This is a genomic window from Streptomyces sp. SID12488, assembly GCF_010548275.1.
Classification (GTDB): Bacteria; Actinomycetota; Actinomycetes; order Streptomycetales; family Streptomycetaceae; genus Streptomyces.
Genome location: NZ_JAAGLT010000005.1, coordinates 128,373 through 141,466, shown reverse-complemented (window position 1 = coordinate 141,466; position 13,094 = coordinate 128,373). Strand labels below are relative to the sequence as shown.

The 13,094-nt window shown below is 68.2% G+C and carries 11 protein-coding genes; 9 read left to right on the top strand and 2 right to left on the bottom strand.

All coding sequences use genetic code 11. The features are described from left to right. From secF to G3I56_RS10500, 4 genes are all read left to right on the top strand, one after another. A complete protein-coding gene (gene secF / locus G3I56_RS10520) occupies window positions 1-1,116 on the top strand; it encodes a protein translocase subunit SecF (protein WP_164408642.1) in 1,116 nt (371 codons plus the stop codon). Beyond that, window positions 1,113-1,652, top strand: a complete 540-nt coding sequence (locus G3I56_RS10515) for an adenine phosphoribosyltransferase (RefSeq protein WP_164408641.1) — start codon at window positions 1,113-1,115, stop codon at window positions 1,650-1,652. The genes secF and G3I56_RS10515 overlap by 4 nt, the downstream gene beginning before the upstream one ends. Before the next feature lie 308 nt (window positions 1,653-1,960). Then, the gene (locus G3I56_RS10510; RefSeq protein WP_164408640.1) at window positions 1,961-2,386 is read left to right on the top strand and encodes a hypothetical protein; all 426 of its coding nucleotides are present in this window, start codon (window positions 1,961-1,963) and stop codon (window positions 2,384-2,386) included. Between the two features lie 232 nt (window positions 2,387-2,618). Next, window positions 2,619-5,147 carry a bifunctional (p)ppGpp synthetase/guanosine-3',5'-bis(diphosphate) 3'-pyrophosphohydrolase gene (locus G3I56_RS10500; RefSeq protein WP_164408638.1) on the top strand — a complete coding sequence of 843 codons (2,529 nt, stop codon included), beginning with the start codon at window positions 2,619-2,621 and terminating at the stop codon, window positions 5,145-5,147. 107 nt (window positions 5,148-5,254) lie between these two features. Here G3I56_RS10500 and G3I56_RS10495 read toward each other — a convergent pair whose 3' ends face one another. Both G3I56_RS10495 and G3I56_RS10490 read right to left on the bottom strand, forming a co-directional pair. After that, window positions 5,255-6,484 carry a DUF349 domain-containing protein gene (locus G3I56_RS10495; protein WP_164408637.1) on the bottom strand — a complete coding sequence of 410 codons (1,230 nt, stop codon included), beginning with the start codon at window positions 6,482-6,484 and terminating at the stop codon, window positions 5,255-5,257. Between the two features lie 134 nt (window positions 6,485-6,618). Next, entirely contained in the window at window positions 6,619-7,437 is an 819-nt protein-coding gene (locus G3I56_RS10490) for a peptidylprolyl isomerase (protein WP_164408636.1), read from the bottom strand. Between the two features lie 178 nt (window positions 7,438-7,615). On the opposite strand from G3I56_RS10490, the gene G3I56_RS10485 reads away from it, so the two are divergent. From G3I56_RS10485 to rpsD, 5 genes are all read left to right on the top strand, one after another. Continuing rightward, window positions 7,616-8,338, top strand: coding sequence for an MBL fold metallo-hydrolase (locus G3I56_RS10485; protein ID WP_164408635.1), 723 nt, complete (start codon window positions 7,616-7,618; stop codon window positions 8,336-8,338). A gap of 13 nt (window positions 8,339-8,351) precedes the next feature. Further along, entirely contained in the window at window positions 8,352-9,614 is a 1,263-nt protein-coding gene (hisS, locus tag G3I56_RS10480) for a histidine--tRNA ligase (RefSeq protein WP_164408634.1), read from the top strand. Window positions 9,615-10,037: 423 nt separating this feature from the next. After that, window positions 10,038-10,697 (top strand): vitamin K epoxide reductase family protein, encoded by a 660-nt coding sequence (locus G3I56_RS10475; protein WP_164408633.1) that lies wholly within the window; start codon window positions 10,038-10,040, stop codon window positions 10,695-10,697. Between the two features lie 44 nt (window positions 10,698-10,741). Further along, window positions 10,742-12,097: a replication-associated recombination protein A gene (locus G3I56_RS10470; RefSeq protein ID WP_164408632.1), complete on the top strand. Its 1,356-nt coding sequence runs from the start codon at window positions 10,742-10,744 to the stop codon at window positions 12,095-12,097. A gap of 299 nt (window positions 12,098-12,396) precedes the next feature. Next, window positions 12,397-13,011, top strand: a complete 615-nt coding sequence (gene rpsD, locus G3I56_RS10465) for a 30S ribosomal protein S4 (RefSeq protein ID WP_164315037.1) — start codon at window positions 12,397-12,399, stop codon at window positions 13,009-13,011. Window positions 13,012-13,094: the final 83 nt, after the last annotated feature.

Below are 13,094 nucleotides of genomic sequence, written 5' to 3'. Positions count from 1 at the left end.
ATGTCGAAACTCGGCACACTCGGCGCCCGGCTCCACCGCGGCGAGATCGGCTACGACTTCGTCGGCAAGCGTTTCATCTGGTACGGCATCTCGATCCTGATCACCATCACGGCCATCCTCGGCCTGTCGGTGCGCGGCCTGAACATGGGCATCGAGTTCGAGGGCGGCGCCGTCTTCACCATCGAAAAGACCAGCGTCTCGGTGAGCCAGGCCGAGAAGTACGCGGAAGCGGCTTCCGGCCACGACGCGATCGTGCAGAAGCTCGGCAAGGACGGCCTGCGCATCCAGGTCGCCACCATCGACACGGCGGCGGCGGACAAGGTCTCGGCGAAGCTCGCCACCGACTTCGGCATTCCGGAGAAGGACATCACCGGCGAGCTGGTCGGCCCCAGTTGGGGTGACCAGGTCGCGAACAAGGCCTGGCAGGGCCTGGTGATCTTCATGATCCTTGTGGTGATCTATCTAGCCATCGCCTTCGAATGGCGCATGGCCATCGCGGCGCTCGTGGCGCTCATCCACGACATCACCATCACGGTCGGCATCTACGCCCTCGTCGGCTTCGAGGTCACGCCAGGCACGGTGATCGGTCTGCTCACGATCCTCGGTTACTCGCTCTACGACACGGTCGTCGTCTTCGACAGTCTCAAGGAGCAGACCAAGGACATCACCAAGCAGACCCGCTGGACCTACAGCGAGATCGCCGACCGGTCGATCAACGGCACCCTGGTCCGCTCCATCAACACCACGGTGGTCGCGCTCCTCCCGGTCGCCGGCCTGCTGTTCATCGGTGGCGGTGTGCTCGGCGCTGGCATGCTCAACGACATCTCGCTGTCGCTGTTCGTCGGCCTCGCGGCCGGTGCGTACTCCTCGATCTTCATCGCCACGCCGCTCGTCGCCGACCTCAAGGAGCGCGAGCCGCAGATGAAGGCCCTCAGGAAGCGAGTCCTGGCCAAGAGGGCGCAGGCCGCGGCGCAGGGTGATGCCCCGGCGTCCCGGGTCAGTGACGAGCAGCCGTACGACGAGGACGACGACGCCGCTCCGGCGGTCGTCGGTCCGCGCAACCAGCCGGCCTCCCGCAACCGGGGTCGGGGCCGGCCCTCGGGCAAGCGCCGATGACCGCGGTCAAGGAGCTGCTGCTCAGCCGTATCCGTGATGTGGCGGACTACCCGAAGCCGGGTGTGATGTTCAAGGACATCACACCGCTCCTGGCGGACCCCGCGGCGTTCACCGCACTCACCGACGCCTTGGCCGACATCGCTGTCCGCAGCGGTGCCACGAAGATCGTCGGCCTGGAGGCCCGCGGCTTCATCCTGGGCGCCCCGGTGGCGGTCCGGGCCGGCCTGGGCTTCATCCCCGTACGCAAGGCGGGCAAGCTCCCCGGAGCCACGCTCAGCCAGGCGTACGACCTGGAGTACGGCTCCGCCGAGATCGAGGTGCACGCCGAGGACCTGAACGCGGGAGACCGCGTCCTGGTGATCGACGACGTACTGGCCACGGGCGGCACCGCCGAGGCATCCCTCCAGCTGATCCGCCGCGCGGGCGCCGAGGTCGCGGGCGTGGCGGTCCTCATGGAGCTGGGCTTCCTGGCCGGCCGGGAACGGCTGGAGTCCGTGTTGGACGGCGCTCCGCTGGAGTCGCTGATCCTGCTCTGAACGGACTCTGACGGCCCATGACCTGTGCTTCCGCAGTGCGCTGATATCGGCGTACTGCGGAAGCACAGGTCTTTTCGCCCCCTTCGTGTTCCTCCGCGAAACATACTCAGTGCCTGGTCGAGCAGCACTCAAGAACGTGATTGACATGTACGGATCCATTAGTATTTGATGATCGCGCGCCACATTGACCAGATGACCACTGGTCGAGGCGCAGGGGGAACGAGAGAACAGGTGTATGCCGACGCCCTATGGCGTGCTCTTCGTCATCCCCCGATGGCCTTGTGGTAAATGATCTAGGGGGATTTTTTATGCGTCTGCGAGCTTTGCCAGTCGTCACCGCGGTTGCCGCCGCCACCTTCCTCGGGCTCGCGACGAGCCCCGCACAGGCGGGCACGGGCCTGCTCCTCGGGGTGCGCCCCGTCGGCAACTCCACCGACTGGGGCAACTTCAACCAGGACCCGGTCGACCACCCCGGCGAGAGCCAGGATGTGCCCGGGGACGCCATCCGAGCCTGTGACTTCACGGGGGACACCTGGGGAGTCACCGCCTGGTTGGACGTCAACCGCGACGGAACCTGGGACCGCTCCGCCACGACCAGCGGTCACTCCGCGGACTACTGCAGCCCCTGGAAGACGGGCGACCTCAGGGAGAACACCAAGGTGACCCTCAAGGTCTGCCACACCCAGGCCGGTCAGGCGCCGCGGAACTGCAGGACGGGCGACACCGTCGCCTGATCCTTTCGCCTGACGGGCGCCCCGGGATTCCTCCCGGGGCGCCCGTTCCGTTGTGCCCGACGCACGGCTCGCCCACCCATGGGGCGGCCGGAGGAATCCGGCGACCGCCTCCGGGGTTTCCACCGGTAGACCGCTCTCACAGTGGCCTGAAGGCGATCCCGGAGCGCGGGATCGCTACCATGGGTGCTCCGGAGCCTGACCTGGGGACCCGGATCGCGCACGAGGAGTCCTCTTGGCAGACGAGGCCCAGCCCCTGACCGCCGCCAAGCCCGAGCCCGGCTCGGAGCCCGCGGCGACGCCCGCGCGCGCGGCGAACGACGACGCGCACGGGCCGGTCGAGCACGCCCAGTCCGCCCCCGTCGACCGGGCACCCGAGCCCTCGCGCCCCAAACCCGCCACGCCCGAGCCCGCTCCCAGCCCGGCCCCCGCGCCCGCGGTCCGTCCGGCGGCCTCCGGCCAGTCCGCCCGTTCCGGCTCCCCCAACCGTGTGCGTGCACGGCTGGCCCGGCTCGGAGTGCAGCGCTCCAACCCGTACAACCCGGTCCTCGAACCGTTGCTGCGGGCGGTGCGCAGCAACGATCCGAAGATCGAGACGGCGACGCTCCGCCAGATCGAGAACGCCTACCAGGTCGCCGAGCGCTGGCACCGCGGCCAGAAGCGCAAGAGCGGCGACCCGTACATCACCCACCCGCTGGCCGTCACCACGATCCTCGCCGAACTGGGCATGGACCCGGCGACACTGATGGCCGGCCTGCTGCACGACACGGTCGAGGACACCGAGTACGGCCTCGACCAGCTCCGCCGCGACTTCGGCGACTCCGTCGCGCTCCTCGTGGACGGCGTCACCAAGCTGGACAAGGTCAAGTTCGGCGAGGCCGCACAGGCCGAGACCGTGCGCAAGATGGTCATCGCCATGGCCAAGGACCCGCGCGTCCTGGTCATCAAGCTCGCCGACCGGCTGCACAACATGCGCACCATGCGCTATCTCAAGCGCGAGAAGCAGGAGAAGAAGGCGCGCGAGACGCTGGAGATCTACGCGCCGCTCGCCCATCGCCTGGGCATGAACACCATCAAGTGGGAACTGGAGGACCTCGCCTTCGCGATCCTCTACCCCAAGATGTACGACGAGATCGTCCGGCTGGTGGCCGAGAGGGCACCGAAGCGTGACGAATACCTGGCCATAGTGACGGACGAGGTCCAGTCCGACCTGCGCGCGGCCCGCATCAAAGCGGGGGTCACCGGCCGCCCGAAGCACTACTACAGCGTCTACCAGAAGATGATCGTCCGAGGCCGTGACTTCGCGGAGATCTACGACCTCGTGGGCATTCGTGTACTTGTCGACACGGTCCGCGACTGCTACGCCGCCCTCGGCACCGTGCACGCGCGCTGGAACCCGGTCCCCGGCCGGTTCAAGGACTACATCGCGATGCCGAAGTTCAACATGTACCAGTCGCTGCACACGACGGTCATCGGCCCCAACGGCAAGCCCGTCGAACTCCAGATCCGTACGTTCGACATGCACCGCCGCGCCGAGTACGGCATCGCCGCGCACTGGAAGTACAAGCAGGAGGCCGTCGCCGGCGCCTCCAAGGTGCGGTCGGACCAGCCGAGAACCACCGGCAAGGACGACCACCTCAACGACATGGCCTGGCTGCGGCAGCTGCTTGACTGGCAGAAGGAGACCGAGGACCCCAGCGAGTTCCTGGAGTCCCTGCGCTTCGACCTGTCCCGCAACGAGGTCTTCGTCTTCACGCCCAAGGGCGACGTGATAGCGCTTCCGGCGGGCGCGACCCCGGTCGACTTCTCGTACGCGGTGCACACCGAGGTCGGCCACCGGACCATAGGGGCACGGGTCAACGGCCGCCTCGTACCGCTCGAATCCACCTTGGACAACGGCGACCTGGTGGAGGTCTTCACCTCCAAGGCGGCCGGCGCGGGGCCCTCCCGCGACTGGCTCGGCTTCGTCAAGTCGCCGCGCGCCCGCAACAAGATCCGCGCCTGGTTCTCCAAGGAACGGCGCGACGAGGCGATCGAACAGGGCAAGGACGCCATCGCGCGCGCGATGCGCAAGCAGAACCTGCCGATCCAGCGCATCCTCACCGGCGACTCCCTCGTCACCCTCGCCCACGAGATGCGCTACCCGGACATCTCGTCCCTGTACGCGGCGATCGGCGAGGGTCATGTGGCCGCGCAGAACGTCGTACAGAAGCTCGTGCAGGCGCTCGGCGGCGAGGAGGCGGCCACCGAGGAGATCGACGAGTCCGTTCCGCCCGCCCGTGGCCGCAAGCGGCGCACCAACAACGACCCGGGTGTGGTCGTCAAGGGCGTCGACGACGTCTGGGTGAAGCTCGCCCGCTGCTGCACGCCCGTACCCGGCGACCCCATCATCGGTTTCGTCACGCGCGGTAGCGGCGTATCGGTTCACCGCAACGACTGTGTCAACATCGAGTCACTGAACCGGGAGCCCGAGCGCATCCTCGAGGTCGAGTGGGCGCCCACCCAGTCCTCGGTGTTCCTGGTCGCCATCCAGGTCGAGGCCCTGGACCGCTCCCGCCTCCTCTCGGACGTGACCCGTGTCCTGTCCGACCAGCACGTCAACATCCTGTCGGCGGCCGTTCAGACGTCGAGGGACCGGGTGGCCACCTCGCGCTTCACCTTCGAGATGGGCGACCCCAAGCACCTGGGACACGTCCTGAAGGCCGTCAGGGGCGTCGAGGGCGTGTACGACGTGTACCGGGTGACCTCGGCCCGCAGGCCGTGACCACAAGCGGTACACAGGTACGCACGTAACTACGCAGAGGGGCTCCCGTACGAGATGTACGGGAGCCCCTCTGCGTGACAGCGTGCGAGAAAACCGGCGGGGAAGACCTAGCCGCCGAACTCCTGTACGGCCTTGAGCGCTTGGTCCAGCAGCGCCTGACGGCCGTCCAGCTCCTTCTGGAGCTTGTCGGCCCTGGCGTTGTTGCCCTGCGCGCGGGCCGTCTCGATCTGGCCCCCGAGCTTGTCCACGGCCGCCTGGAGCTGACCGGTCAGACCCTCGGCACGCGCGCGTGCCTCCGGGTTCGTCCGGCGCCACTCGGTGTCCTCGGACTCCTGAAGGGCCCGCTCGACCGTGTGCAACCGGCCCTCGACCTTCGGCCGCGAGTCGCGCGGCACATGACCGATGGCCTCCCAGCGCTCGTTGATCGAACGGAAGGCTGCCCGCGCCGCCTTCAGGTCGCTGATAGGCAGGAGCTTCTCGGCCTCCTCGGCCAGCTCCTCCTTGAGCTTGAGGTTCTCGGTCTGCTCCGCGTCCCGCTCGGCGAAGACCGAACTGCGCGCTGCGAAGAACACGTCCTGGGCGCCGCGGAAGCGGTTCCACAGGTCGTCCTCGTGCTCGCGCTGGGCACGGCCCGCGGCCTTCCAGTCCGTCATCAGCTCGCGGTAGCGCGCCGCCGTAGGACCCCAGTCGGTCGACGCCGACAGTCCCTCGGCCTCCGCGACCAGCTTCTCCTTGGTCTTGCGGGCGTCCTCACGCTGCGCGTCCAGGGACGCGAAGTGCGCCTTGCGGCGCTTGGAGAACGCCGAGCGGGCGTGCGAGAAGCGGTGCCACAGCTCGTCGTCCGACTTCCGGTCGAGCCGAGGCAGCCCCTTCCAGGTGTCCACCAGCGCGCGCAGCCGCTCACCGGCGGACCGCCACTGATCGGACTGCGCCAGCTCCTCCGCCTCGACGACAAGCGCCTCCTTGGCGCCCCGCGCCTCGTCGGACTGCTTGGCCCGCTGCTGCTTGCGCTCCTCGCGGCGGGTCTCGACCGTCTCGACGAGCTTGTCCAGCCGGACCCTCAGCGCGACCAGATCGCCGACCGCGTGGTGGGCGTCCACCTGCTCGCGGATGTGGTCGATCGCCACCTGGGCGTCCTTCGCGGACAGGTCGGTGGTCTTGACTCGCTTTTCGAGGAGGCCGATCTCGACAACCAGGCCCTCGTACTTGCGCTCGAAGTAGGCCAACGCCTCCTCGGGGGAGCCGGCCTGCCAGGAACCGACGACCTGCTCACCGTCGGCAGTACGCACGTACACGGTCCCCGTCTCGTCGACGCGGCCCCACGGGTCGCTGCTCACAGCGCCTCCTCCACATGATGCCTGCGGAGGGCTCTGCACCCCCGGGCATCGTCCACAGTTTCGTCACGGCCAACATAGGCGACCGGCAGGGATGCTGTCCGCATCCCGCGCGACCGAAGTTTCGCAGTTGGCGGTCAGGATTTCGTTACTGTCGCCTTGTTGATCACAACGGTCGCATTCGGTGCGCCGTCGCCCTGTCCCGTGGCCTCACCGGCCGCGGCGATCTTCTTCAGGACCTTCATGCCCGACGCGGAAATCGTGCCGAACGGTGTGTAGCTGGGCGGAAGCGAGCTGTCCTGGTAGACCAGGAAGAACTGGCTGCCGCCGGTGTGCGCCTGGCCCGTGTTGGCCATGGCGATCGTGCCCGCCGGGTAGGTGTTGTTCTTGAGGGTTTTGTCCTTCAGGTTCTCGTCCGGGAGGGTGTAGCCGGGGCCGCCCATACCGGTGCCCTTCGGGTCACCGCACTGCAGCACGTAGATGCCGTTCGTGGTGAGCCGGTGGCACTTGGTGTGATCGAGGTAGCCCTCGCGCGCCAGGAAGTCGAACGAGTTCACCGTGTGCGGGGCCGCGGCCGTCTTCAGGGCGATGTCGATGTCGCCGCAGGTCGTCGCGAGCTTCAGGTCGTACTTCGCCGACTTGTCGATGGTCATCGCCGGCTCCTTCTTCCAGCTCAGCGACTTCACCTTCCCCGCAGCCGCCTTCTCGCAGGGGTCGGGGGCCTTGCTGGGCGAGGCGCTCGGAGTGACCTCCGCGCTCGCGTTCGACTTGCTGTCGTCGTTCTTGAAGACCCCGGTCGCATACGACACCACACTGCCCACGACGATCACGCCGAGGACCGACCCGATCACCGAGTTGCGCACGTTCGACTTGCGCCGCGCGGCCGTACGCCGCTGCTGCTGCCGCAAGAACTTCTCCCGGGCGAGCTGACGCCGCCGCTGCTCCTGGGTGACCACCGGGTTTTCTCCTCATGCGTCTCGTACGTCAACTGGGACGCTTGCGTCTTGTGTGCCGATCGCCTGCGTGTGCCCCGTACCGTATATGGGTTCGCTGAGGAAACGGCAGCGCCGGTAGGCTCTGCGTCACTGCCATCCGCCCCGTACGACCACGTACGCCACAAATCGAAGGACGATCGTGCTCATTGCCGGGTTCCCGGCCGGCGCCTGGGGGACGAACTGTTATCTCGTCGCCCCCGCCGCCGGTGAGGAGTGCGTGATCATCGACCCGGGCCACCAGGCTGCCGAGGGAGTCGAGGAGACGCTGAAGAAGCATCGGCTCAAGCCCGTCGCGGTCGTCCTCACCCATGGCCATCTCGACCATGTGGCCTCGGTCGTCCCGGTGTGCGGCGCGCACGGTGTCCCGGCGTGGATCCACCCCGACGACCGCTACATGATGAGCGACCCGGAGAAGGCGCTCGGCCGGTCCATCGGCATGCAGCTGATGGGCGAGCTGACCATCGGGGAACCGGACGACGTCAAGGAACTGACGGACGGCGCACGGCTGGAACTGGCGGGACTGGAGCTGAGTGTGGCGCACGCACCGGGCCATACCAAGGGGTCGGTGACGTTCAGGATGCCGGAGCGGACGGACATCCCGTCCGTGTTCTTCTCGGGCGACCTGCTCTTCGCCGGCTCCATCGGACGCACCGACCTGCCCGGCGGTGACATGGCCGAGATACTCGACTCGCTGGCCCGCGTGTGCCTGCCGCTCGACGACTCGACCGTGGTGCTGTCCGGCCACGGCGCCCAGACGACCATCGGCCAGGAGCGCGCCACCAACCCGTATCTGCGGCAGGTGGCGGCCGGCCTTCAAGATCGCGGCGAGGGATCGAACCCCCCTCACCGACGAGGAATGTGACGAGATACCTCCCGTGAGCACCTTCAAGGCCCCCAAGGGCACGTACGACCTGATCCCGCCGGAGAGCGCGAAGTTCCTGGCGGTACGGGAAGCCATCGCCGCGCCGCTGCGCAACTCCGGCTACGGCTACATCGAGACGCCTGGCTTCGAGAACGTCGAGCTGTTCGCCCGGGGCGTCGGTGAATCGACGGACATCGTGACGAAGGAGATGTACGCCTTCGAGACCAAGGGCGGCGACAGGCTGGCCCTGCGCCCCGAGGGCACGGCGTCGGTCCTGCGAGCTGCGCTGGAGGCCAACCTCCACAAGCTGGGCAACCTCCCGGTCAAGCTCTGGTACTCAGGCTCGTACTACCGCTACGAGCGCCCCCAGAAGGGGCGCTACCGCCACTTCTCGCAGGTGGGCGCGGAGGCGATCGGCGCGGAGGATCCGGCGCTCGACGCCGAGCTGATCATCCTGGCGGACCAGGCGTACCGGACGTTGGGTCTGCGGAACTTCCGCATCCTGCTGAACTCGCTGGGCGACAAGGAGTGCCGCCCGGTCTACCGGACGGCACTGCAGGACTTCCTGCGTGGTCTCGACCTGGACGAGGAGACGCTGCGCCGGGCCGACATCAACCCGCTGCGCGTGCTGGACGACAAGCGGGACGACGTCCAGAAGCAGCTGGTCGGGGCGCCGCTGCTGCGGGACTACCTCTGCGACTCGTGCAAGGCGTACCACGAAGAGGTCCGGGACCTGATCACCGAGGCGGGCGTCGCTTTCGAGGACGACCCGAAGCTGGTCCGTGGCCTCGACTACTACACCCGTACGACCTTCGAGTTCGTCCACGACGGACTGGGCTCGCAGTCCGCGGTGGGCGGCGGTGGGCGCTACGACGGCCTCTCCGAGATGCTCGGCGGTCCCGCGCTGCCGTCCGTGGGCTGGGCGCTCGGCGTCGACCGGACGGTGCTGGCGCTCGAGGCGGAGGGCGTCGAACTCGAACTCCCGTCCGCGACAAGCGTGTTCGCGGTGCCGCTGGGCGAAGAGGCTCGCCGGGTGCTGTTCGCGAAGGTCACGGAGCTGCGCAAGGTGGGGGTCGCGGCGGACTTCTCCTACGGCGCCAAGGGGCTCAAGGGGGCGATGAAGAACGCGAACCGGAGTGGGGCGCGGTACACGATCGTCGCCGGTGAGCGGGACCTCGCGGAGGGTGTGGTCCAGCTGAAGGACATGGAGTCCGGGGAGCAGACGGCGATCGGCGTGAACGAGATCGTGGCGGAACTGGAGTCGAGGCTGGGCTGAGGCCTGAGGCGGCGAGGGGTTCTTTCGCCCCCGCCGCCACTACCCGTCCCGTCCTGTTCCTGGGGGCTGCGCCCCCAGACCCCCGCTTCGGCCCTGAAGGGGCCTCGTCCTCAAACGCCGGACGGGCTGAAAGATCCAGCCCCTCCGGCGTTTGAGGAGCGGGGGTTCGGGGGCGAAATGACGTTCGGTTTCGCGCGCCGTCAACTTGGTGCACGCCACGCGCGTTGTCACGACGGTCACGTCCCCCTAGGGCCACCGCGACGTCGTGCGCGCCTGCTGACCTGCCGTCGAGCCTCACCCCGAACCGGACCCTCCGGGACGGCCGTGCGTACCTACTTATGTCCACCGAACGGTGGACACGCGCCCGCGTGCGGCACAATGACCGTGCCCGCCAGCCCCCTCTCGAAGCAACGGAACGGCGTGATGACCAAGACGACAGTGCTGAAGGACGGCGTCTCCACCGACCAGCCCGAGCCCCCCGCCGAGGCCTCGGGCTCCGTGGGCGGCAGCCGTGCGTTCGCCGTGATGCTGTTGCTCACCGGTGCGGCCGGACTGCTGGCGGCGTGGGTCATCACGATCGACAAGTTCAAGCTGCTGGAAGCCAAGGTCGCGGGCACGACGTTCACGCCCGGCTGCAGCCTCAACCCCGTGGTGTCCTGCGGCAGCGTGATGGAGAGCAAGCAGGCCGCCGCCTTCGGGTTCCCGAACCCGATGCTCGGCCTCGTCGCCTACGGCGTCGTCATCTGCGTCGGCATGAGCCTGCTCGGCCGGGCCCGCTTCCCGCGCTGGTACTGGCTCACCTTCAACGCGGGCACCCTCTTCGGCGTCGGATTCTGCACCTGGCTGCAGTTCCAGTCCCTGTACCGGATCAACGCGCTGTGCCTGTGGTGCTCCCTGGCCTGGGTCGCGACGATCATCATGTTCTGGTACGTCACCTCGTTCAACGTCAGGAACGGCTTCATCCCAGCCCCGAAGTGGCTCAGGAGCTTCTTCGGCGAGTTCACCTGGGTCGTACCGGTCCTGCACATCGGCATCATCGGGATGCTGATCCTGACTCGCTGGTGGGAGTTCTGGACCAGCTGACAGTGCCGGTCCCACTGTCAGTGGCGTGGCATAGGGTTTTGGACGTGGAGCCCGACCTTTTCACCGCCGCAGCAGAAGCACGCCAGGAGAAGGACCCTTCCGGAAGCCCCCTGGCCGTGCGGATGCGCCCGCGTGTCCTCGACGAGGTCGTGGGCCAGCAGCATCTGCTGAAACCGGGGTCGCCGCTGCGCAGACTCGTCGGTGAGAGCGAGGGCGGACCCGCCGGCCCCTCCTCCGTGATCCTCTGGGGGCCACCCGGCACCGGCAAGACCACCCTGGCGTACGTCGTGTCGAAGGCCACCCAGAAGCGCTTCGTCGAACTGTCGGCGATCACCGCGGGCGTCAAGGAGGTCCGCGCGGTCATCGACGGGGCTCGCCGCGCCACCGGCGGCTTCGGCAAGGAGACCGTCCTCTTCCTCGACGAGATCCACCGCTTCAGCAAGGCCCAGCAGGACTCCCTGCTCCCCGCCGTCGAGAACCGCTGGGTGACCCTGATCGCGGCGACCACCGAGAACCCGTACTTCTCGGTGATCTCGCCCCTTCTCTCCCGCTCCCTCCTCCTCACCCTCGAACCCCTCACGGACGACGATCTGCGCAGCCTGCTGCGCCGCGCGGTCGCCGACGAGCGTGGTCTCAAGAGCGCCGTCACGCTGCCCGAGGACGCCGAGGAACACCTGCTGCGGATCGCCGGCGGAGACGCCCGCCGGGCCCTGACCGCCCTGGAGGCCGCCGCCGGAGCCGCACTCGACAAGGGCGACGCGGACATCACCCTCCAGACCCTGGAGGAGACCGTCGACCGGGCGGCCGTGACGTACGACCGTGACGGCGACCAGCACTACGACGTGGCCAGTGCCCTCATCAAGTCCATCCGGGGCTCCGACGTCGACGCGGCCCTGCACTACCTCGCCCGGATGATCGATGCAGGCGAGGACCCCCGCTTCATCGCCCGCCGTCTGATGATCTCCGCCAGCGAGGACATCGGCCTCGCCGATCCGAACGCCCTGCCGATAGCCGTCGCCGCCGCGCAGGCCGTCGCCATGATCGGCTTCCCGGAGGCCGCCCTCACCCTCAGCCACGCCACCATCGCCCTCGCCCTGGCCCCCAAGTCCAACGCCGCGACCATGGCGATCGGCGCCGCCATGGAGGACGTACGCAAGGGCCACGCCGGCCCCGTGCCGATGCACCTGCGCGACGGGCACTACAAGGGCGCCGCGAAACTCGGCCATGCGCAGGGGTACGTGTACCCGCACGACCTGCCGGAGGGAATCGCCGAGCAGCAGTACGCCCCGGAGGAACTCAAGGACCGTACGTACTACGAACCGACCCGGCACGGAGCCGAGGCCAGGTACGCGGACGCGGTCGAGTGGACCAGGAAACACCTTGGTCGCAAGCGGTCCTGAGCACGCTGTAGAATCCTGCGCAGTGCTGCGTCCCGTGTCCGGCTTCGGTCGGCGCCTCAGGCGGGACAATCAGCCGGATCTTCTGATCCAGGAGCGTCGCGCACCTTCGTAGGTGTCGCGGGCAGCCCACCACCACCCGGCTTCCGGGAACGGTCGGTGGGCCGTTCGTGTGTTGCACATATGTGCCCAGCACAGGGGAACGGCTGCCTGGCAAGTCCCTCGTGGACCTGCCGGGAATCCCCGGCTGCGGATGCGACCTCCCGTAACCCTGAGGCAGCCGAAAAGGAAAAGGAAAAGAAGTGGCCAACCAGCCCCGCCCCAAGGTCAAGAAGTCGCGTGCCCTCGGCATCGCGCTGACCCCGAAGGCAGTCAAGTACTTCGAGGCCCGCCCCTACCCGCCCGGCGAGCACGGTCGTGGCCGCAAGCAGAACTCGGACTACAAGGTCCGTCTGCTGGAGAAGCAGCGTCTGCGCGCGCAGTACGACGTGTCCGAGCGTCAGCTCGTCCGCGCCTACGAGCGTGCCGCCAAGACGCAGGGCAAGACCGGTGAGGCCCTGGTCATCGAGCTGGAGCGTCGTCTCGACGCCCTGGTTCTCCGTTCGGGCATCGCCCGCACGATCTACCAGGCCCGCCAGATGGTCGTTCACGGCCACATCGAGGTCAACGGCGGCAAGGTCGACAAGCCGTCGTTCCGTGTCCGTCCCGACGACGTCGTGATGGTCCGCGAGCGCAGCCGCAGCAAGACGCTGTTCGAGGTCTCCCGCGCCGGTGGCTTCGCCCCCGACGGCGAGACCCCGCGCTACCTGCAGGTGAACCTCGGCGCCCTGGCCTTCCGCCTGGACCGCGAGCCGAACCGCAAGGAGATCCCGGTGATCTGCGACGAGCAGCTCGTCGTCGAGTACTACGCCCGCTGATCCAGCGGTTGTAGTACCCGGTACCACCGGCTTCGCGCCTCGGCCCGTCGTTTCCCCGCCCTCACCGGCGGGGGAGCGGCGGG

Bases quoted from the DNA above. Each gene is read 5' to 3' on its own strand.
- G3I56_RS10515 (WP_164408641.1), top strand. From the start codon at position 1,113: ATGACCGCGGTCAAGGAGCTGCTGCTCAGCCGTATCCGTGATGTGGCG.
- G3I56_RS10510 (WP_164408640.1), top strand. From the start codon at position 1,961: ATGCGTCTGCGAGCTTTGCCAGTCGTCACCGCGGTTGCCGCCGCCACC.
- G3I56_RS10475 (WP_164408633.1), top strand. From the start codon at position 10,038: ATGACCAAGACGACAGTGCTGAAGGACGGCGTCTCCACCGACCAGCCC.
- secF (WP_164408642.1), top strand. From the start codon at position 1: ATGTCGAAACTCGGCACACTCGGCGCCCGGCTCCACCGCGGCGAGATC.